Annotated in this window: 14 protein-coding genes; 5 read left to right on the forward strand and 9 right to left on the reverse strand. The window is 61.0% G+C overall.

Features of this window, described 5'->3' with window-relative positions; translation table 11 throughout:
* Positions 1 to 7 precede the first annotated feature (7 nt).
* Positions 8 to 1,144 (forward strand): membrane-targeted effector domain-containing toxin, encoded by a 1,137-nt coding sequence (locus M1E04_RS22355; RefSeq protein WP_456292062.1) that lies wholly within the window; start codon positions 8 to 10, stop codon positions 1,142 to 1,144.
* A 4-nt stretch (positions 1,145 to 1,148) separates the two neighbouring features.
* Here the strand turns inward: M1E04_RS22355 and M1E04_RS22360 are convergent, their stop codons facing one another.
* From M1E04_RS22360 to glnE, 8 genes are all read right to left on the reverse strand, one after another.
* Entirely contained in the window at positions 1,149 to 2,600 is a 1,452-nt protein-coding gene (locus M1E04_RS22360; protein ID WP_065987851.1) for a lipopolysaccharide kinase InaA family protein, read from the reverse strand.
* Between the two features lie 77 nt (positions 2,601 to 2,677).
* Positions 2,678 to 3,433 (reverse strand): lipopolysaccharide kinase InaA family protein, encoded by a 756-nt coding sequence (locus tag M1E04_RS22365; RefSeq protein ID WP_456292063.1) that lies wholly within the window; start codon positions 3,431 to 3,433, stop codon positions 2,678 to 2,680.
* Positions 3,430 to 4,164: a lipopolysaccharide kinase InaA family protein gene (locus M1E04_RS22370; RefSeq protein WP_065987853.1), complete on the reverse strand. Its 735-nt coding sequence runs from the start codon at positions 4,162 to 4,164 to the stop codon at positions 3,430 to 3,432. Before M1E04_RS22370 ends, M1E04_RS22365 begins: the two co-directional genes overlap by 4 nt.
* Positions 4,164 to 4,970 (reverse strand): lipopolysaccharide core heptose(I) kinase RfaP, encoded by an 807-nt coding sequence (rfaP, locus tag M1E04_RS22375; protein ID WP_065987854.1) that lies wholly within the window; start codon positions 4,968 to 4,970, stop codon positions 4,164 to 4,166. Before rfaP ends, M1E04_RS22370 begins: the two co-directional genes overlap by 1 nt.
* Positions 4,967 to 6,091 carry a glycosyltransferase family 4 protein gene (locus M1E04_RS22380; RefSeq protein WP_456292064.1) on the reverse strand — a complete coding sequence of 375 codons (1,125 nt, stop codon included), beginning with the start codon at positions 6,089 to 6,091 and terminating at the stop codon, positions 4,967 to 4,969. Before M1E04_RS22380 ends, rfaP begins: the two co-directional genes overlap by 4 nt.
* Positions 6,091 to 7,155, reverse strand: a complete 1,065-nt coding sequence (gene waaC, locus M1E04_RS22385; RefSeq protein WP_065987856.1) for a lipopolysaccharide heptosyltransferase I — start codon at positions 7,153 to 7,155, stop codon at positions 6,091 to 6,093. Before waaC ends, M1E04_RS22380 begins: the two co-directional genes overlap by 1 nt.
* 1 nt (position 7,156) lies before the next feature.
* The gene (gene waaF, locus M1E04_RS22390) at positions 7,157 to 8,191 is read right to left on the reverse strand and encodes a lipopolysaccharide heptosyltransferase II (protein ID WP_065987857.1); all 1,035 of its coding nucleotides are present in this window, start codon (positions 8,189 to 8,191) and stop codon (positions 7,157 to 7,159) included.
* 126 nt (positions 8,192 to 8,317) lie between these two features.
* On the reverse strand, positions 8,318 to 11,269 hold the full coding sequence (gene glnE, locus M1E04_RS22395) for a bifunctional [glutamate--ammonia ligase]-adenylyl-L-tyrosine phosphorylase/[glutamate--ammonia-ligase] adenylyltransferase (RefSeq protein WP_456292065.1): 2,952 nt from the start codon (positions 11,267 to 11,269) through the stop codon (positions 8,318 to 8,320).
* Positions 11,270 to 11,653: 384 nt separating this feature from the next.
* Between glnE and aceE the strand changes: the two genes are divergently transcribed.
* From aceE to msrA, 4 genes are all read left to right on the forward strand, one after another.
* The gene (aceE, locus tag M1E04_RS22400) at positions 11,654 to 14,299 is read left to right on the forward strand and encodes a pyruvate dehydrogenase (acetyl-transferring), homodimeric type (RefSeq protein WP_065987859.1); all 2,646 of its coding nucleotides are present in this window, start codon (positions 11,654 to 11,656) and stop codon (positions 14,297 to 14,299) included.
* Positions 14,300 to 14,445: 146 nt separating this feature from the next.
* On the forward strand, positions 14,446 to 16,104 hold the full coding sequence (gene aceF, locus M1E04_RS22405; protein WP_369319074.1) for a dihydrolipoyllysine-residue acetyltransferase: 1,659 nt from the start codon (positions 14,446 to 14,448) through the stop codon (positions 16,102 to 16,104).
* Positions 16,105 to 16,545: 441 nt separating this feature from the next.
* The gene (locus M1E04_RS22410) at positions 16,546 to 19,239 is read left to right on the forward strand and encodes a putative bifunctional diguanylate cyclase/phosphodiesterase (RefSeq protein ID WP_065987861.1); all 2,694 of its coding nucleotides are present in this window, start codon (positions 16,546 to 16,548) and stop codon (positions 19,237 to 19,239) included.
* Between the two features lie 129 nt (positions 19,240 to 19,368).
* On the forward strand, positions 19,369 to 20,031 hold the full coding sequence (gene msrA / locus M1E04_RS22415) for a peptide-methionine (S)-S-oxide reductase MsrA (RefSeq protein ID WP_065987862.1): 663 nt from the start codon (positions 19,369 to 19,371) through the stop codon (positions 20,029 to 20,031).
* 270 nt (positions 20,032 to 20,301) lie between these two features.
* Here msrA and M1E04_RS22420 read toward each other — a convergent pair.
* Positions 20,302 to 21,485 (reverse strand): IS3 family transposase gene (locus tag M1E04_RS22420; protein ID WP_456291595.1). Its coding sequence is split into 2 segments (ribosomal slippage): positions 20,302 to 21,221 and positions 21,221 to 21,485, totalling 1,185 coding nucleotides; the frame shifts between segments, so codons are not numbered across the junction.
* Between the last annotated feature and the right edge of the window lie 201 nt (positions 21,486 to 21,686).

Raw genomic sequence — 21,686 nt, forward strand, 5'->3', positions numbered from 1 at the left:
TGGCGACATGCAGAGCATCTTCCATGACCTTGCTCACTTCCGTCACAGAGGCCTGAATCCTGATTACTCTTTCATCGAAAGTCATTTGATCGAGGTGCGTGAACGGTTCTTCGAACTGGCGAATACGCTGCAAAAAGACGCGCGCTCGGTGCTCAACCTCGCCCTGCCTGAGCGCGTGATGTTGCCTGAAGTAAAAGCCGACACGCCGTTAAGCATGTTCATCGAAGAGTTGTACGAGAACACGTCCGGCGTGGTCATCGGGGAATCCCATTCGGCACGCGCCAGCAAGCGCTTCATCCTCGACAACATGGAACATCTGGCGCGCCAGGACGTGCGCACGCTGTACATGGAGCACCTGTTGACCGACCTCCACCAAGCCGATCTTGATCGCTTCGCTGAAACCGGCCTGATGAGCAAACGTCTGCTGCACGACCTCAAGCACATGGACAGAACATTTCTGACAGACCCGACTGGCGTCTACTCATTTGAGAACCTGGTGATTCAGGCCAAGCGGCACGGCATTGAAATCCGTGCCATCGACTGCACCGCCAGCTATTTCATCCGCCATCTTCCGAGCAACTCCAACACCACGCGCCAACAGGTGCTCAGCTATTTTGCGTCTCGTACGATACGCAAGCACCAGCAGGTGATGGGGCCACACAAGTGGATTGCCCTGGTGGGTGAAAGCCATGCCAACACGTTCAAGAACAGCGTGCCGGGCATCGCTGAACTGGAGCAAGGGATTGGCGTGCGGGTGATGGACGTGGCCCCGGGCAAGGCGCGCGGCATCATGATCGATCCGGGCGAACAGGTCGCTGCGGGGCTGGGACACGAGCCGGTGCTGGTGAAGAATGACTTCCGCGTGGAGATCGAACTGCCCGCGCGACCTCAACTCGCGACCCCGGTGGGCGGCAGATTGCACAGTCCGGGCATGTTCCTGCTCGACGAATCCGTGGCCTTGCGGCCAACGATCGTGCATCGCTCAAGGGACCGCACGCTCAAGCACACGCCGGTGCGCTTCAATACCGCGGGCAAAGCCTACGTCGAGCGCGAGTCATGGCCGCAGGTCAATCGTCAGCCGTTCGATGACCTGCAGGCCCTAATCGACGCATTGGTGGAGATGAACCTCAATCACGTGAGCTGACGGGTCAGTCCGGCGCTTTTGAAACCGTCGGAATGCGCTGCTCCAGCAACTGGTGCAGCGCGCTGTCCGCCGGCCAGTTGCGCATGAAGCGCGCGCGATCTTTGGCGAACGCCGCCGCGAACGAGGTCTGGGAGCCATGCTGGCACATGGCGTCCAGATCGATGAGCGACCAGCGATCGTTGTGCCAGAACACGTTGTGGCCTTTGAGATCGCCGTGGCTGATGCGCTCGCGGATCAACTGCGCAAACAACAGATCCAGCGCCTGCAACTCGGCTTCCGGCGCATCGCCGCTGGCCACGTAGGGCGCAAAGCGCTCGATGATGTCGGGGCCTGGCAGAAACTCGGTGACCAGGAACGCCTCTCGGCGCAGCCATACGAAGCGCTTTTCCAGCAGCGCCAGCGGTTTGGGCGTGGCGATGCCGAGGAACCGCAGCCGATTGCCTTCGCGCCATGAGTGCCAGGCGCGGGACGGTCGCCAGAAACGTTTGAGCCAATGCGCCAGGTTCTTGATGTTGTAGCGCTTGATCACCAGCTCGCGGCCGGCGACGTCTACCTTGGCGACGCTGGCCGCACCACCGGTCTTGTACAGATGACCGCCCTCGACCAGCACGTCGGCCTTTTCCAACACCGGCAACATCGACGCCACTTCCTCGCGACGAATCGCGCGCAGGGCGAACGGCCCGTCTTCGACGCTGAACAGGCTGCATTCACGGCCGATCTTGATCAGGTAATCCCGCAAGCGCCAACTGCGCACCTTGTCGATCTGCTTTTGCAGGGCCTCGACCGGCAAGCCATGCTCGCCATTGCTCAGCAGGTAATAGACCAGTAATTCTTCGGTGAACGGCTCCAGCGACTTCGGCAACTGGGCGAAGAACACGCCGAGGTTTTCCAGCACTTTTTGCCGCGACAACGGCTTGCCGGCTTCCTCGACGCGAATGCCTGCGCCGTCGATCACGTACAAGGTCGAGCCCTGACGCAGCAGATTGTCCAGGTGCAGGTCTTCCTGCCACAGGCCTTTGGCGTGCATCTGGCCCACAACGGCGAGCGCATCGCCGAGCACCGACTGTTGTTCATCGGCCAGCGACGGCAGCGCTTCCACCGATTTCCAGGCATCGCCCAGACTTTCGGCCTGATCCAGAAACTCGAACAGCAGCCAGCCGCCCTCACCTTCCTGCAGCCCGTCGGCCAAGAGCAACGGCGTCGGCAAGCCTTGCTTTGCCAAAGCCTGCACGCCGTCGCGCTCGCGCTGGAAATGCCGCGGGGCTTTCGGCCCGACCAGCAGCTTGGCCAGGACCGTGCGTCCGCGCCAGATGCCCGCGCCGACGTAGCGTTGCCCGGGCAGGACGCGCAGCAGGCTGAGCAATTGCAGCTCGGCAGGACCGGCCGCATCCTCCAGCGCAATGTTCATCGGCAGCGCCGGAGTGCGACCGGCGTTTTTCAGTTCAGACAAACGCATCGGCGCCCTCTTTGATCAAGCCTGTCCAGATTACAGATCTGACAGGCAGTGAATCTCGTGTGTATCAAAACCGGAAATCACCGATCACGGCGCTTGTGACTGCCCCGCTTGGCAACCCGCTGCCACCAAGCGTCAACCAGCCCGCTGTCGGTCGGGGCGTGCAGATAAGCGCCGAGCAGTTCGCGGATTTCCGTTTCGTTCCAGACCGGTGCGCGGCGCAGCAAAGGCTCGATGTCCTTGACCCGGTCGCGCTGGCCGAAGATCGACTTGCGCGTCTTCTCCAGGTCGATCAGCTGCGCCATGTACTCGCCGCCCCGCGCACGCATGAAAATATGCTTGGGGTAGAAACAGCCGTGCACCTGGCCGGCCTTGTGCAGCGTGCGCGCCAGTTGCCCGCAGGCCTGCAGAATCGCCAGACGCTCGGTGGCCGGCCGCTCGTGCCAGTCCTGCAACAGCGTGTCCAGGTCTGTCCAGCCATCCAGCGCCCGGGTCATGAGAATCGCGCGGCGCTCGCCGTCGACTTTCCTGTCGGCGTAAAACACCGCATGCAGCGCCGGAATGCCCAGCTTCTGATACAGGCTGATGTTGCGAAACTCCCGGGAAAACGAAGGCTCGCCGAACGGGTGATGCAGGGTGTACGTCAGGTAGTTGCTCTGGCGCTTGAGGTAATAACCGGAGCCTTCCAGCTCCAGGCGAAACACACTGCTCCAGCCGCCGCGACCGGTGTTGGGTTCATCCACCGCGTCGAGTTCGACGTTCCACAACGCATCGAAGTCCGCCAGACCGTGCCGCTCCAGCAGCCCCCTGTCGGCGTCAGCAATGAAAACACTCATTCACGACCCTCAAAAAAACTGACGATGTGGCGGATGCGCTTTTTGTCTGATTCGTTCAAGCGTTCGCGCCCACGGTATTGCAGATAGAAGCGCAGACGCTGAGTGGCCGACAGATGATATTTAGCCACCTTGTCTAGGCACGCAAGGTCTTTGGTGATCCGGTAGCGCAGCATGAAGCTGACCCAGAACGCCCCGTTGGGGCAGTCGATCAAGAACACCGTTGCCTGATCGTCCACCAGCAAGTTGCGCCACTTCAGATCGTTATGGGTGAAGTGATGGTCGTGCATGGTTCGGGTGTAACGCGCCACCTGCTGGCTGACGCCGTTGACCCATGAACGGCTGTCCAGGCGCGTGTCGTTGACCCGCGCCAGTTCGGACAAATCTTCGGTGCGCGGCAGCTCGCGGGTGATCAGCGCGCCGCGATCATACGCAGCGCCGTTGCGCTCCAGGCCCCAGGCGACGACTTCTGCCGTCGGAATGCCCCACTTGGCGAAGCGCTTGAGGTTCTGCCATTCGGACTTGACCCGTGGCCGTCCCAGATACCGGCGCAAACCCTTGCCCGCCGCGACGTAGCGCTTGACGTAGTAGTTCACGCCACCGCGTTCGACGCGGATGACTTCGGACAACGGATCGCGGGTCAGCCGCTCGCCTTTGAGGGCGAACACGGCGTCGAGGGTGCCGAAGTCGTCCGTCAGCGCGGCGTAGCCAGGCTCCAGCTTCCAACCCGCCATCAGAGCGCATCCCCGTAACGCAGTTTGCGCTGATAGAGCTTCTCGGCCTTGCCTTCAAGCCAGCTCAACAGCGCCGATTCCTGGGCGAGGATCTGCCGCAGCGGCTGCTGGAAATAGCCCTTGAGAAAGCGCAGTTTGTCGCGCCGGGTCAGGCCGATGTCCATCGCCGAGAAATACAGCGCGGCGAGGTCTTTGTTGCGCCAACGCTGGGTAATCGCCGGGCGCGTCTGGGCGCGGTGCAGGTCGATCACCGAGAGCCTGAAATCATCAGGCGTGACCGGCGTGTCGGTGTGCAGCAGAAAATGACAGATGTAGCAGTCGCGATGATTAACCCCGGCGCGGTGCATCATGCCCACCAGCCGAGCGACTTCAGCGATGTACGCGCGCTTCATGCGCGGCTCGGGCGGCTCGGTGCGCCAGTTGAGGCTGACGTCTTCCAGGCTCTCGGTCGGCGCCAGTTCTTCGGTGATGATGAACGAATGCTGCGTGGCTGGATTGTTGCCGCGCTCGCCGTACGCCACAGCGGTCATGGTCGGCACGCCGACTTCATGCAGACGGTTGACCGCGTCCCACTCCTGACCCGCGCCGAGCACCGGCAGTTTGGCGGTCAGCAGGTTCTTCGCCACTTCACCCCAGCCGATGCCGCGATGGATCTTGACGAAGTAACCGCGCCCGTTGACCTCGGTACGCAACGTGCGCCGGTTTTCGAGCTCGCGATAGACCTGGCCTTCAAGCGCCTCGACGGCTTCGAACGCATCGCGCCCGGCCCAGAGGCTCTTGAAGGGTTCAGCAAGGATCAGTTTCATCCGTGGTGCTCCGCCAGAATCACATCCGCAGCGTGCTGCGGCATGCTGTAAAGATCAGCCGTGTCGGCGAATGTCAGCCCGTTGCGGCTCCAGGTGCTGCGCGCGGCGTCGTCCTTGAGGATGCGGGCCAGGTACTGATTGAGCTGGTTCTGTTCGAACGGCTCATCGAGCACCAGACCGCTGTCGGCCTCGGCGATGTAATGGGCGTAGCCGCACACCGCGCTGACCAGCACCGGAAGACCCGCCACCAGCGCTTCAAGCAGCACGGTGCCGGTGTTTTCGTTGTACGCCGGATGAATCAACAGGTCGGCGCCCAACAGAAAACGCGGAATGTCGCTGCGCCCTTTCATGAAGGTGACGTGATCGCCCAGGCCCAGCGTCGTGCTTTGCAGCTGGAATACCTTGGGGTCGTCCTGGCCGATGACAAACAGTCGCGTGCGTTTTTTCAGTTCAGCAGGCAGCGCCGCCAGCGCCTTGAGGCTGCGGTCGACGCCCTTGGTCTTGAAGCCGGAGCCGATCTGCACGAGCAACAGGTCATCGTCGGCCAGCTTGAACTCGCGACGGAATTCAGCGCGGATTTCAGCAGCATCCGGCGGTGCGCGGCGGTCCTGAGAGATCCCCGGCGGCAGCAGATGAAAGCGCGCGAGCGGCGTGTCGTAATGCTTGATGAAAAGCGGCTGCTGCACCTCGGAGATCATCAGCACTTCGGTCTTGGCGTCTTTGCCGAACACCGCGCGTTCGTAGTCGGCGAAGTGACGGTAGCGGCCCCAGTATTTGTACAGGCCGTGGCGCAGGTTCTGGGCCTTGTCTTCGTAGCAGCCATCGGCGGCGTAGTACACGTCCAGACCGGGCATCTTGTTGAAGCCGATCAACCGGTCCACGGGACGCTTGGCCAGGTCGGCATTCATCCAGTCGGTGAGCTTTTCGTTGCGGCGGTGGTTGAAGATCGCCTTGACCGGCGCCACCAGCACTTCGAAGCCGGGCGGCACGTCGCCCTCCCAGATCAGCGTGTAGACGCGGATTTTATGGCCGCGCTGCTGGCACTCCAGGGCGATGCGCATGAAGTCACGCTGCAGGCCGCCGAAGGGGAAGTATTTATAAAGCACGAATGCCAGTTGCATCAGGGATGTTCCTTTGCCAGCAATAGCGCGCCTAACTGGTTCGCTACCCGCTCGGGATTCAGGCGAGTAAAGCACATGGGCCACTCGCGTTCGGTATCGACCTGACGCTGATCTTCAGGCGTCGGTCGGTAGGTGCATTTCTTTTGCAGGCACGGCGCGCAGGCGGGGTAATCGGCCGCTAGATGAACCTGCGACCGGCCGTAGGCGCCGGTCAGACCCGGATTGGTCGGGCCGAACAACGAAAGCGTCGGTACGTCCAGTGCGGCCGCCAGATGACCAAGACCGGTATCAACGGCGACGCAGCCCTGGGCGCTCGCCAGTACGCGAGCAACCCCTGCCAGATTGAGTTTGGGCAACACGACGGCATTATCAAGGCCATCGGCAATGCGCTCGGCACGCGCCTTCTCGACCGGGTTGCCCCACGGCAGTCGCACTTCCAGTCCTTGGCCGATCATGCGTTCGGCCAATTGTCGCCAATACAGCTCGGGCCAGTGCTTGGTGTCCCACGTGGTGCCATGCAGGAACAGCACGAAGGGCGCGTCGTGTGTGGCAGTGAGCAGGCGGCTGCGATCAAGGCCGTAATCGCCCAGTCCCGCAGGCACCTGATAGCCCAGCGCCTGGCCGAACAGCTGACGCAAGCGCTCTACCGCATGCTGGCCCCGGGCAACGGCGTAGGGGCGATCGTAGAAACGAGCGGCCATGGGCTCGCGCGCAGAAGTCTTGCCCAGCCCGGCGACAGGCGCTTTGACATAGCGGGTGAGCCAGGCACTTTTCAGCAGGCCCTGAGCGTCGATCACCAGATCGTAGCGGGTGTCGCGCAGGCGCTGTTTGAACTGGCGCCATTCGCCATTCTTAACGGTCTGCCAGAGGTTCTTGCGCCAGCGACGGATCGCCACCGGAATCACGTTGGCGACCGCCGGATGCCAGGTCGGGATCTCGGAGAAGCCCTCTTCCACCACCCAGTCGAACTGGATGCCCGGCAGCGCGCCCATGGCGTCGGTCAGCGCGGGCAAGGTGTGTATCACGTCACCCAGTGACGAAGTTTTGATCAGCAGTACCCGCAAGTCAGGCGACCTCGACCGGGGCGGCGCCAATGCGGCCAAGGGCCTGGATCACCGAATCCGGCTGCAGTAGGCGCAGGCAGTTGTAATGGCCGAAGCGGCAGGTGCGCTCGAAACACGGGCTGCACTCGATGCCGAGCCGGACGATCTCGACTTCATCGGCCAGCGGCGGCGTGAAGCCCGGCGACGTCGAGCCGTACACCGCCACCAGCGGGCGATTCAGCGCGGCGGCCACGTGCATCAGCCCGGAATCGTTGGAAACCACGGCGTCTGCGCAGGACAGCAGGTCAATGGCTTCGGCCAGTGACGTGCCACCGCTGAGGTTCATGGATTCTTCGCGCAGGCCCGGAATCAGCCGCTCACGGATGCTTTCGCCCACCCCATGGTCGTTCTTGGAGCCGAACAGCCAGACTTGCCAGCCTTCACGAATCTTCGCTTCGGCGACCTTGGCGTAATGCTCGGAAGGCCAGCGCTTGGACTCACCGAACTCGGCGCCCGGGCACAGCGCAAGCACGGGCCGATCAAGACTCAGACCGAACTTGGTTAGCGCCGCGTCACGGCTGGCGTTTTCGATTTGCAGGCTGGGTTTGGGATAAGGGCGCGGCAATTCAGCGCCCTTGTCGTAGGCCAGCGCCATGAAGCGTTCGATCATCAGCGGGTAACGCTGTTTGTCGAGGGTGCGCACGTCATTAAGCAGGCCGTAGCGAAACTCGCCACGCCAGCCGGTGCGTTTGGGAATGCCGGCGAAAAACGGCACCAGCGCCGACTTCAGGGAATTGGGCAGCAGAATCGCCTGATCGTAGTGGCCCTTGAGGGATTTGCCGATGCGCCGGCGCGTGGCCAGTTCCAGCGCGCCATGGCCGAGCGGGAAGCTCAAGGCCGTGCGCACTTCAGGCATGCGCTCAAGGATCGGCCGGCTCCACTCGGGCGCCAGCACATCGATTTCGCACTGCGGGTGACGCTGTTTCAGGCACTGGAACAGCGTCTGCGCCATCACCATGTCACCCACCCAGCTGGGCCCTACGATCAGAATTCTCATGCTCATCCAAAAACGACCAGAAACGAGCAGGGAGGCCCATCAAACTGCGTGATGCTTGCACACGCAGCCTGACGCCTCCCTGTCATAGCTTTATATAGATCCGTCAGATCCGGACCCTGCCAGCAATCAACCCAGCCCCAGCTGCCCCCAGAGCCGCATCACTTCACGCCGTTCGGTGGCGAACTGGTCGCCGGCCACAACACCCGGATCGTTCTGCAACGCCTGTCGGTGAGCGGCCGAGCGGTAGGCCTTGTAGGCCTCACGCAGCAGTCCGGCATCGGCGGCGGCCATCAAGCCCGCCTCTTCAAGGCCTTCGAGAATACGGATGTTATCGGTGTAACGAAGCAGCGCGGGGTGCTCTCTGGACCACGCCAGAGCCGCGTATTGCACCATAAATTCAATATCGACGATACCTCCGGCGTCCTGCTTGAGGTCGAACCGCGCCGTCGGTTCAAATGCATTCGCCCCCTTGCCGGCCGCCGTTGCGCGGGTGCCGAGGTTGTCGCGCATCTTGGCGCGCATCTCGCTGACCTCCTGACGCAGCTTCGGCAGATCCCGCTCACGGCCCAGCACCAAAGCGCGAACGGCTTCGAACTGCCGGCCGACATCGGTGCTGCCCACCAGCACCCGCGCGCGCACCAACGCCTGATGCTCCCACGTCCAGGCCTCGTTCTCCTGATACCGGGAAAACGCCCCGAGCGAGCTCACCAGCAAGCCCGCCGCGCCAGACGGGCGAAGGCGCATGTCGACTTCGTACAACTGGCCGGAGTTGGTCTGGGTGGTGATTAGGTGAATGATCCGCTGACCGAGCCGGGTGAAAAACTGCGCGCCATCGATCGGCTTGGCGCCATCGGTCTCAGCCTGGGGATCGCCGTCGTGGATGAACACCAGGTCCAAATCAGAGCCGTGCCCCAGCTCAATGCCGCCGACCTTGCCGTAGCCGACGATGACAAAACCGGGATCGCACAAGGTGCCATCCGGACGCCGCGGCGCGCCATGGCGGGCAACAGTGTGGCGCCAGGCGAGCGCCAGCACTTGCTCCAGAATCGCCTCGGCGAGCCAGGTCAGGTAATCGCTGACTTTCATCAGCGGCAGGCTGCCGGTGATTTCCGACGCAGCCACGCGCAGACGGTGCGCCAGCTTGAAATGCCGCAGGGCTTCCATTTGCTGTTCGAGATCGTCCTCGGGAATTCGCGTCAGACGCTCGCGCAGCTCAGCCGCCAGTTCAAGCGCCTGGGGCGGGCTGAACAGGCGACCTTCGTTAAGCAACTCATCGAGCAGCAACGGAAAGCGGGCGATCTGTTCGGCAATCCACGGGCTGGCTGCGCACAGGGTCAGCAATCGACGCAGTGCGCCGGGGTTCTCGGTGAGCAACACCAGATACGCCGAGCGACGGGCCACCGCTTCCACCAGCGGCAGTACCCGCTCCAGCACCAGATCGGGATTGTCGTGCTCGACCGCTTGGGCGAGCAGGCGCGGAATAAAGGCATCAAGCCGTTCGCGCCCGAGACGCTGCATTGAGCGCAGCTGTGAACTGTTGCGCAGGTTGCTCAGATTTTTCAGGGCCTTTTGCGCGTCGGCGAATCCGCCCTCCTGGAGCTGGAGGCAGGCGCTTTCCTCGTTCTGCGACTCTTCCCACAGCGGCAGCCACTCGCCACCGACGATTTCTTCGCCGTGGTCCTGCTGCCCATCTTCCTCGTCCGGGTCAGCGATGACCTGCCGGAAGTGCCACGCGACCCGCTCACGCCAGTACATCAGTCGTTCATGGAAACTCGCCCAGTCGGCAAAGCCCATCATGAAGGCGATGCGCGATTTATCCTGCGGGTCGTCGGGGAGCATTTGCGTCTGCCGATCGGCGATCGCCTGAATGGCGTGCTCGGTGTAGCGCAGAAACTGGTAGCCCTCACGCAACTCATCGATGACCGCAGCCGGCAAATAGCCCTGGCCTTCCAGGGTTTTCAGCACCTTGAGCAGCGGCCGCTGCTGCAGACTCAAATCGCGCCCGCCGTGAATCAGTTGAAAAGCCTGCGCAATGAACTCCACTTCACGGATGCCGCCGGACCCGAGCTTGATGTTCTCGGCCATTCCCTTGCGGCGGACTTCTTGCTGAATCAGCTGCTTCATGGTGCGCAGCGCTTCAATGGCGGAGAAATCCAGGTAGCGGCGATAGACAAACGGCCGCAGCATGTCGAGCAACTCGCTGCCCTTCTCCTGATCGCCGCCCACCACCCGCGCCTTGATCATTGCGTAGCGTTCCCAGTCGCGGCCCTGATCCTGGTAGTACTGCTCCAGCGCGTTGAAACTGAGCACCAAGGCACCGGAAGACCCGTACGGCCGCAGGCGCATGTCGACACGAAAGACAAAGCCGTCGACCGTGACCGGGTCCAGCGCCTTGATCAATCGCTGACCCAGTCGGATGAAGAATTCCTGATTGTCCAGCGGCCGCTTGACGCCCTGGGTTTCGCCGCCTTCGGGGTAGGCAAAGATAAGATCGATGTCCGAGGACAGGTTCAGCTCGACGGCGCCCAGCTTGCCCATGCCGAGGATGACCATCTGCTGCGGCTCGCCGGTCCGACGGCCGGTCGGCGTGCCGAATTGCTGGCAATGCCGCTCGTACAGCCACTTGTAAGCCAGATCAATGCAGCCATCTGCCATGTCCGAGAGATCGCGGCAGGTTTCCACCAGATCGGCCTGCCGGGTCAGATCCCGCCAGATAATTCGCACTTGCTGGCGCGTGCGTTGACGACGTAGATTACGCCCCAGTTCATCGTCGCTGGCAGCCTGAATGACGGCAATGGCGATGTGCCCAAGCAGCTCGCCGGGCGCAAAACTGCGCTCCAGCTCACCGGATTCAGCGAGGTCGAGCAACATCAGCGGATCGCGCGAAACCTGATCGGCAACAAAATCGCTGGCCGCACAGACGCGGTCGAACGCCTGCAGCCGCGCCTCGGGCCAGGTCTGAAACGACTGCCTGGCTTCATCTGTCAGGGAATCAAGCGCGGTGCGCCAGGATTGGCCGGCCCGCGCGACCAACGGCATAAGGACAGCCGGCAGCTCGGCCAGCAGGGGAAGGCTCATGTTCTATCCTTGATCGGCGTTCAATTGCCAGCCCGACAAGGCGGTCGTAAACACGCCACGGACGGACTGTCGAACAAAGGTTAAAAATTGCTGATGGCTGGCGTTTCTTGGCTGCCAGCAGGTTATATCAGGCGACTCGTCAGATTTTTGCACCGACAACACTGCTTTATCGGACACTGCAACACGAGCGAAAACATCGCTTCGCTGTAGTTTTACTACTGTATATACAAGTCAAAAAGCTGAATTAGCCCAAGATTTGTAGTAAAACTACACAACGCCGGGAACCCATCCGGCCATCCAAGAATTTACATCGTCTGCCCACAAGGCCAGTCGTAACAAACTCAGGCAACCGATTCTGGAAGCCTTTCCGCCCTGGAGCAAGCCATGCAAGACCTCGATCCCGTCGAAACCCAGGAATGGCTGGACGCCCTGGAATCGGTTCTCGACAAAGAAGGCGAAGACCGTGCTCACTACCTGATGACCCGTATGGGTGAGCTGGCCACACGAAGTGGTTCGCAACTGCCTTACGCCATCACCACGCCTTATCGCAACACCATCCCCGTTACCCACGAAGCACGCATGCCTGGCGACCTGTTCATGGAACGCCGCATTCGCTCGCTGGTACGTTGGAACGCGTTGGCGATGGTGGTCAAGACCAACATCGGCGACCCGGATCTGGGCGGCCACATCTCCAGCTTCGCTTCCAGTGCAACCCTGTACGACATCGGCTTCAACTACTTCTTCCAGGCCCCGACCGACGAACACGGCGGCGACCTGATCTACTTCCAGGGTCACGCATCGCCAGGCGTTTACGCCCGTGCGTTCATGGAAGGCCGCATCACTGAAGACCAGATGAACAACTTCCGTCAGGAAGTCGATGGCAACGGCCTGTCGTCTTATCCACACCCGTGGCTGATGAAAGACTTCTGGCAGTTCCCGACTGTTTCCATGGGTCTGGGTCCGATTCAGGCGATCTACCAGGCGCGCTTCATGAAGTACCTGGAGCACCGCGGTTACATCCCTGAAGGCAAGCAGAAAGTCTGGTGCTTCCTGGGCGACGGCGAGACCGACGAGCCGGAATCCCTGGGCGCCATCGCCCTGGCCGGTCGCGAGAAGCTCGACAACCTGATCTTCGTCGTGAACTGCAACCTGCAGCGTCTGGACGGTCCGGTTCGCGGCAACGCCAAGATCATCCAGGAACTGGAAGGCGTGTTCCGCGGTGCTCAGTGGAACGTGAGCAAAGTCATCTGGGGCCGTTTCTGGGACCCACTGCTGGCCAAGGACGTCGACGGCATCCTGCAACGTCGTATGGACGAAGTCATCGACGGCGAATACCAGAACTACAAAGCCAAAGACGGCGCGTTCGTGCGCGAACACTTCTTCAACTCGCCAGAACTCAAGGCGATGGTTGCGGATATGTCCGACGACGAAATCTGGAAACTCAACCGTGGCGGTCACGACCCGTACAAGGTCTACGCGGCGTACCACGCAGCGGTGAACCACAAGGGTCAGCCGACCGTGGTTCTGGCCAAGACCATCAAGGGTTATGGCACCGGCGCCGGTGAAGCGAAAAACACCGCGCACAACACCAAGAAGGTCGATGTCGACAGCCTGCGTCACTTCCGTGACCGCTTTGACATCCCGATCAAAGACGATCAGCTCGAAGCCCTGCCGTTCTACAAGCCGGAAGAAGGCAGTGCCGAAGCGCGCTACCTGTCCGAGCGTCGCGCTGCACTGGGCGGCTTCGTGCCACAGCGTCGCGCGCAGAGCTTCAGCCTGCCGACCCCGCCACTGGAAACCCTCAAGGCGATCCTTGATGGCTCCGGCGACCGCGAAATCTCCACCACCATGGCCTTCGTCCGCATCCTGACCCAACTGGTCAAGGACAAGGAAGTGGGTCAGCGCATCGTTCCGATCATTCCGGACGAAGCCCGTACCTTCGGTATGGAAGGCATGTTCCGCCAGCTCGGCATCTACTCGTCCGTAGGCCAGCTGTACGAGCCGGTCGACAAAGAACAAGTGATGTTCTACCGCGAGGACAAGAAAGGTCAGATCCTCGAGGAAGGCATCAACGAAGCCGGTGCGATGTCTTCGTTCATCGCTGCAGGTACTTCGTACAGCAGCCACAACCAGCCGATGATTCCGTTCTACATCTTCTACTCGATGTTCGGTTTCCAGCGTATCGGCGATCTGGCATGGGCCGCAGGCGACAGTCGCACCCGTGGCTTCCTGATTGGCGGCACCGCCGGTCGTACCACCCTGAACGGTGAAGGTCTGCAGCACGAAGACGGCCACAGCCACATCCTGGCTTCGACCATCCCGAACTGCCGCACCTTCGATCCGACCTACGGCTACGAGCTGGCGGTGATCATTCAGGACGGCATGAAGAAGATGTTCGAAGAACAGCAGGACGTTTTCTACTACCTGACCGTGATGAACGAGTCCTACACGCAACCTGCCATGCCGGCCGGTTCCGAGGAAGGCATCATCAAGGGCATGTACCTGCTCGAAGAAGACACCAAGGAAGCCGCACACCACGTACAGCTGCTCGGTTCGGGCACCATCCTGCGTGAAGTGCGCGAGGCGGCGAAGATCCTGCGCGAGCAGTTCAACATTGGCGCGGACGTCTGGAGCGTCACCAGCTTCAACGAGTTGCGTCGCGACGGCCTGGCCGTAGAGCGCAGCAACCGCCTGAAGCCCGGCCAGAAGCCACAGTTGAGCTACGTTGAAGAATGCCTCAACGGCCGTAAAGGTCCGGTGATCGCTTCGACCGACTACATGAAACTGTTCGCTGACCAGATCCGTCAGTGGGTTCCGACCAAGGAATACAAAGTTCTGGGCACCGACGGCTTCGGCCGTAGCGACAGCCGCAAGAAGCTGCGCAACTTCTTCGAAGTTGACCGTCACTTCGTGGCGCTGGCCGCCCTGGAAGCCTTGGCCGATCGCGGCGATATCGAACCTAAGGTCGTGGCGGAAGCCATTGCCAAGTTCGGCATCGATCCTGAAAAGCGCAACCCGCTGGACTGCTAAGGTCTGCGTAACGATCGAATAGAGCGCTGAAATGTGCGCGAAACAGCCGCCGATGCGGAATTTACTTCGGTAAATGAGCATCCAGGCTGTTTCGTCGCAGATGAATCAGCGCAGTCGAGGAACAGGTTCTCCTAAGGAGAGACATTGTGAGTGAGTTAATTCGGGTACCCGACATCGGCAACGGTGAAGGTGAAGTCATTGAGTTGATGGTCAAGGTCGGTGATCGCATCGAAGCTGACCAGAGCGTGCTGACGCTGGAGTCGGACAAGGCAAGCATGGAAATCCCTGCGCCTAAAGCCGGTGTCATCAAGGCGATGAAAGTGAAGCTGGGCGACCGTCTGAAAGAAGGCGACGAACTGTTTGAGCTGGAAGTGGAAGGCGAAGCGGCGGCCGAGCCTGCTGCTGCACCTGCTGCCGCGCCCGCCCCTGCTGCTGATAAGCCAGCCGAGAAGCCAGCCGAAGCCGAAGCAGCCCCTGCCGCAGCGGCTGCACCTGCTGCGTCGGATACGGTTCAGGATATTCACGTTCCGGACATCGGTTCGTCGGGCAAGGCTCGCATCATCGAGCTGATGGTCAAAGTGGGCGACAGCATCGAAGCTGATCAATCCTTGATCACTCTGGAATCCGACAAAGCCTCGATGGAGATCCCGTCTCCTGCCGCAGGCGTTGTCGAAAGCATCAGCGTCAAGGTCGAAGATGAAGTCGGCACTGGCGACCTGATCCTGAAATTGAAAGTGGCGGGTGCTGCACCGGCTGCCGCGCCTGCTCAGGCGGCTGCCCCGGCTCCGGCCAAGGCAGAATCGGCTGCTCCGGCTGCCGCTGCTCCCGCACCGGCTGCCAAAGCTGAAAGCGCTCCTGCACCTGCCGCTGCACCTGCGAACAATGGCGCCAAGGTTCACGCTGGCCCGGCGGTTCGTCAGTTGGCTCGCGAGTTCGGCGTCGAGCTGAACGCTGTTTCGGCAACCGGCCCTCACGGCCGTGTGCTGAAAGAAGACGTGCAGGCGTACGTCAAATCGATCATGACCAAGTCCAAGGACGCGCCTGCTGCTGGCGGCGCTGCCGGCGGCATGGGCATCCCGCCGATTCCGGAAGTCGATTTCAGCCGTTTCGGCGAAACCGAAGAAGTGCCGATGACGCGTCTGATGCAGCTGGGCGCAACCGGTCTGCATCGCAGCTGGCTGAACATTCCGCACGTCACGCAATTCGACCAGGCCGACATCACCGACCTGGAAGCTTTCCGTATCGCGCAGAAAGCCGTGGCCGAAAAAGCCGGCGTCAAGCTGACCGTGCTGCCGCTGCTGCTCAAGGCCAGCGCGCACATGCTCAAGGAGCTGCCGGACTTCAACAGTTCGCTGGCACCGAGTGGCAAGGCGATCATTCGCAAGAAATACTTCAACATCGGTTTCGCGGTGGACACACCGGAAGGCCTGCTGGTCCCGGTCATCAAGAACGTCGATCAGAAGAGCCTGCTGCAACTGGCGGCCGAGGCAGCTGAGCTGGCTGAGAAAGCGCGCTCCAAAAAGCTGTCGGCCAACGACATGCAAGGCGCCTGCTTCACCATCTCCAGCCTGGGTCACATTGGCGGGACCGGCTTCACGCCGATCGTCAACGCGCCGGAAGTGGCGATCCTTGGCGTGTCCAAGGCCACCATGCAACCGGTCTGGGACGGCAAGGCTTTCCAGCCCCGCCTGATGCTGCCGCTGTCGCTGTCCTACGATCACCGCGTGATCAACGGCGCCGCTGCTGCACGCTTTACCAAGCGTCTGAGCGAATTGTTGGCGGACATCCGCACAATTCTGCTCTAAGCCGCCAACGGGCGGTAAAGGGACGGTAAAGGGACGGTAAAGGGGACTGATTTATTTACAACGCTCCACCGTAAATGAATCTGTCCCCGTTCAGCGCCCCCGTTCAGCGCCAGGTTTAACGAGCTGCCACGCTCGTACCTCAACCCCGCTCACTGGCGGGGCTTTTTTTGCCGTTTGAAAAGCACTCATTCACGGCAACAAGTTCCTACAGTATTCGGTCGCGCTGCCGATAGCTGATCATGCACAAACACCAGCCGCTTAACCCTCACCCCGACAATCCGACCAATTACCTCCAGTAAATCAACCGTCTGCCGACAGATTTATAGCACTAAGCCATCGCGCTCACTTGTCAGCCCGTGCGCCATGATGCAACCTTGCGGCACGCGACTTAAAGACGGGCTCCTTGCCCGCGCGACAGCACCCTGAAAGCGAGTTCCTTCCATGAAAAGCCAACCTGATGCTGCCGGAAGACCGGCGGCCGAGGTCGTGACGCAACTACCGGTGCCCTCGCGGCTCGGCATGCTGCGTTTCGAGCGGCTGAATGAACCCAGCTGGGCCATGCTGTACCTGGACCCGAACTGCGAAAAGCACTTCAGCATGCCCGCCGTCGAACTCTGCGCGCTGGTGGGTACGCCTTACGCCAGTCTCATGGAGCCCGAAGCGCGCTATCAATTGCACGACGCCGTGCAGATGCAGCTGGCGGGCAGCGCCCATTACCTGATCCGCTACACCCTGCACACGACGCGCGGCCCGTTGGGTCTGGTGGAGATTGGTGAAGGGTACAAGCAACACAATCGGCATCTGCTGCGAGGTTACCTGATGGTGGTCGATGGGCAGGTCGAGCCCGGCGAACTGATCATCAGCCCCGATCTGGAGGTGCAGAACTCCCGCCTGCAGATCGCGCTGGAACTCAATCAACGGGCCCAGCACGAACAGTTGCTGCATCTGGAGCGGGTCCGCGCGCAGCAAAGCCTGATCCTGCGCCTGGCGCGCCATCGTTACAGTTCGAACAATTCGCTGCAGGAAGCGGCGGAGCTGATCACCAAAAGCGCCTGCGAGATCTACAACATCTCCTGCGCCAGCCTGTGGAACCTCAACGGCAAAACCCTTGAGCCGATTGCCGAGTATCGCCGCGATACCAGCACATTCCCCAAGACCGGCGCGATCGATATCAGCGAATTTCCCAGCTATCTGGACGTGCTGCACACCAGCCGCGCCATCGACGTCAACGATGTCGAGCGGGACCCGCGCACGCGCGAGCTGGTTCAGCGACTGCGAACCCAGGACATCACCGCCATTCTTGACGCTGCTGTGCGCATCGATGGCCAGGTGGTGGGCGTCCTGTGCCTCGAGCAAACCGGTATGCCACGGGAATGGCAGTCCGATGAGATTGCTTTTGCCGGTGAGCTCGCCGATCAGTTTGCCCATGCGATCAACAACCACAACCGCCGCACCGCCACCAGCGCCCTGCACCTGTTTCAGCGTGCCGTGGAGCAGAGCGCCAATGCGTTTTTGCTGGTCAATCGCGACGGCGTGGTCGAGTACGTCAACCCGAGCTTCACCGAGATCACTCAATACCCCGCCGAGGAAGTCCACGGACAGCAACTCTCGGAGCTGCCGGCGCTGGAGAATCTCAGCACGCTGCTGCTCGATGCGAACTCCAGCCTGGTCAACGGAAACAGCTGGCAGGGCGAGTTCAAGAGCCGACGCAAAAACCTGGAACCGTACTGGGGCCAGCTGTCGATTTCCAAGGTGTACGGGGATAACCGCGAGCTGACCCATTACATCGGCATCTACGAAGACATCACTCAGGCCAAGCTCTCCCAACAGCGGATCGAGCGCCTGGCGTACACCGACAATCTGACCAGTCTGGGCAACCGTCCGGCGTTCATCCGCACCCTGGACGAGCACTTTGCCCGCGACGTCGAAACGCCGATCAGTCTTTTGCTGGTGGACATCGACAACTTCAAACGCATCAACGACAGCCTCGGCCACCAGACTGGCGACAAGTTGCTGATCAGCCTGGCTCGCCGCCTGCGCAACAGCCTGAGCCCGACCGGCATTCTGGCGCGCTTCGCCAGTAACGAATTCGCTGTACTGCTCGACGACACCAGTCCCGAAGAAGGCCAACGCGTTGCCAGCCAAGTGCTGAGCACGCTGGACAAGCCGATGTTCGTCGACAATCAGTTGATCAGCGTGACCGGCTCCGTCGGACTCGCCTGCGCCCCCATCCATGGCCGCGACCCGCAGACGCTGATGAAGAACGCCGGCCTGGCGCTGCACAAGGCCAAGGCCAACGGCAAGCATCAGGTGCAGGTGTTCACTGAAGCGCTGAACGCCGAAGCAAGCTACAAGCTGTTCGTCGAGAACAACCTGCGCCGCGCGCTGACGCAGAACGAACTGGAAGTCTTCTACCAGCCGAAACTATGCTTGCGCAGCGGCCGCTTGTTGGGCATGGAAGCGCTGTTGCGCTGGAATCATCCGGAAAAAGGCATGATCCGCCCGGACCAGTTCATTAGCGTCGCCGAAGAGACCGGCCTGATCATCCCGATCGGCAAATGGGTCGCGCGTCAGTCCTGCCGCATGAGCAAGCAACTGACTGCTGCCGGCTACGGCAAGCTGCATGTGGCCATAAACGTCTCGCCGAAGCAGTTTTCCGATCCGGAGCTGGTCTCGTCGCTGGCCAGCATTCTGCGTGACGAACAGCTCGACCCGTCCCTGCTGGAACTGGAACTGACTGAGGGCTTGCTGCTGGAAGCGACCGAGGACACGCGATTGCAACTTGAGTCGCTGAAAACCTTGGGCCTGACCTTGGCGATGGATGATTTCGGTACGGGTTATTCGTCGTTCAGTTACCTGAAGAAATTCCCCATCGACGTGATCAAGATCGACCGCAGTTTCATTCGGGACATCCCGGATGATCAGGACGACATGGAAATCACCTCGGCGGTCATCGCCATGGCCCACAACCTCAAGTTGACCGTGGTCGCCGAAGGCATCGAGACGGCGGAACAACTGGCGTTCCTGCGTCGTCATCGTTGCGATGTGGGTCAGGGCTATCTGTTCGACAAACCGATTCCTGGCGAAGAGCTGATCGAGAAGCTGCGTCGCTACCCGCGTGGCCCACTGGCCTGACCCCCTTCCCCGCATCACACCAGTGCGGCACACTTGCCGCCCTGCATTTGCATCAGCCGATTCTGACCCCATATACGGTTTTCACTGACAACGCATGTTGGTTGTCCTGCCCCAGAGAGGATGTGCCTCATGGTCTTGCGCTCGGAAATTCTTGTGAATAAAAACGCTCTCCCCACCGCTCAGCAGGCACTGCCAGGGCGCGAAACCCCCATGGCCCTGCCCGAAACCCATTTCGTCAACGGCACTCCTCTGCTTGGACCGTTCTTCAACGACGTTGAGTTCGCGATCTTCGGTTTGGGCTGCTTCTGGGGGGCTGAACGGCGCTTCTGGCAGCAGGAGGGTGTGGTTAGCACCGTCGTGGGCTACGCGGGCGGCTTCACGCCGAACCCGACGTACGAAGAAGTCTGCTCGGGGCTGACAGGCCACTCCGAAGTGGTCCTCGTGGTGTACGAGCCTGCGAAGGTCAGCTATGAGCAACTGCTGGCGATGTTCTGGGAATTGCACAATCCGACACAGGGCATGCGTCAGGGCAATGATATCGGCACGCAATACCGCTCGGTGATCTATGCGACAACGCCTGAGCAACTGCAGGCGGCCAAGGCCAGCGCCGAGGTGTATCAGGCCGAGCTGAGCAAGGCCGGCCTGGGGGAAATCACCACCGAGATCGACCAGGCGCCCACCGTGTACTTCGCCGAGGCCTATCACCAGCAATACCTGGCGAAAAACCCCCAGGGCTACTGCGGTATTGGCGGCACCGGCGTCTGCATGCCGCCGAGTCTGGCGGGGATCTGAGCCAAAACCGCTGACATCCATGACACCGCGCGTAACCATTGTAGGACCGGCTTTAGCCGGGAAGACGCCGGATGTCACGCCGCAAATTTGATGGCGTTTATACCGGCCTCTTCCCGGCTGAAGCCGGTCCTACTGATCGATCGCGTATTCCTTGTAGGACTGGCTTTAGCCGGGAAGGCGTCGGTTGTCACGCCGCGGAATTGAAGGTGTTGCCACTGGCCTATTCCCGGCTGAAGCCGGTCCTACTGACACCGAGCGTAACTGTAGTGGTCAACTAATTCCGGACACCTCGATAGGTTGTTTCAAGGCCACCGTCCGTTCGTAAACGGTCGGTGGCAGATACCCCAGTTTTGAGTGCAGCCGCTCGTTGTTGTAATACCCAACGATATATTGAGTGATGTCGCGTACCGCTTCGCCATGGTTGGCGTAATTGCGCCGCCATACCCGCTCCATTTTCAGGCTCAGGAAGAAGCGCTCCATCACCGCATTGTCCCAGCAGTTGCCCTTACGGCTCATGCTTTGCTGCATCCCGTGCCTGGCCAGCAGCGATCTGTAGATTGCGCTCGCATATTGGCTGCCGCGATCGGAGTGAGCGATCAGGCCAGGCGGCGGTTGACGCTGCGCGACGGCCATCTGCATCGCGCTGCACACCAGCTCTGCAGGCATGTTTGGGGCCATCGCCCAACCCACGATCTTGCGCGAGAACAAGTCCAGCACCACGGCCAGATAGAGCCAGCCGCTGCGCGTTCCTATGTAGGTAATGTCGGCGACCCAGGCGGTATTCACAGCCTGCGGTTCAAACTGACGGTTCAACACATTTTCAGCGATTGGCAGGTCATGCTTGCTGTCGGTCGTATGCACAAACTTAGGTTTCCACGCCGAGCGCAAACCATGGGCTCGCATCAGGCGGCGGACTTTATAGCGGCCTATTTCCATGCCCTTGGCCCGCAGAGCCTTGGTTAAAGAGCGGCTGCCGGAGCAGCCGTCGCTCACGGCAAACGATGCCTTGAGCTGCGCGACAATGGGACAACTGAGCCGAACAGGTGCTTGTGCACGCTTACGGGCCTCGTAAAAACCTGATCGACTGACGTTCAGCAGACGACAGACATGCGCCACCGGATAAGCCTTCTGTTGCAGTTGCCGAACAAGCCGATACGTCACTTCAGTTCGCGGGCAAAGAAGGCGGTAGCCTTTTTTAGGATGTCGTTGTCCATCTTGAGCTGCCGGTTTTCCTGCTCCAGCTGCCGAATGCGCTGTTGCTCAGCCGTCAGCGGGTTTCCTATCCCGGCCTGGCCCAACTGCTCGGCGTCGTATTGGCGGATCCACCGTCGTACGGCCGTCTCACCGAGATTCTGGTCCTGGCAAACCTGCGGAACGGTCAGCCCCTGATCCCTGACCATCTTTACGACTTCCAGTTTGTAGCTGTCATCAAACCTGTTGCGTTTTCTGGTCATGTAGAACTCCTCGATAAATGTATTTTCCACTTATCGAGGTGTCCGGGGAAATTAGACCACTGCAGCCCTTGTAGGACTGGCTTTAGCCGGGAAGGTGTCGGTCGTCACGCTGCAGAATTGAGGGTGCTGCAACTGGCCTCTTCCCGGCTGAAGCCGGTCCTACTGAACATCACCGGCCGCCAGAAATCTTCTGACAATCAC

The organism is Pseudomonas sp. AK106 (assembly GCF_053903055.1).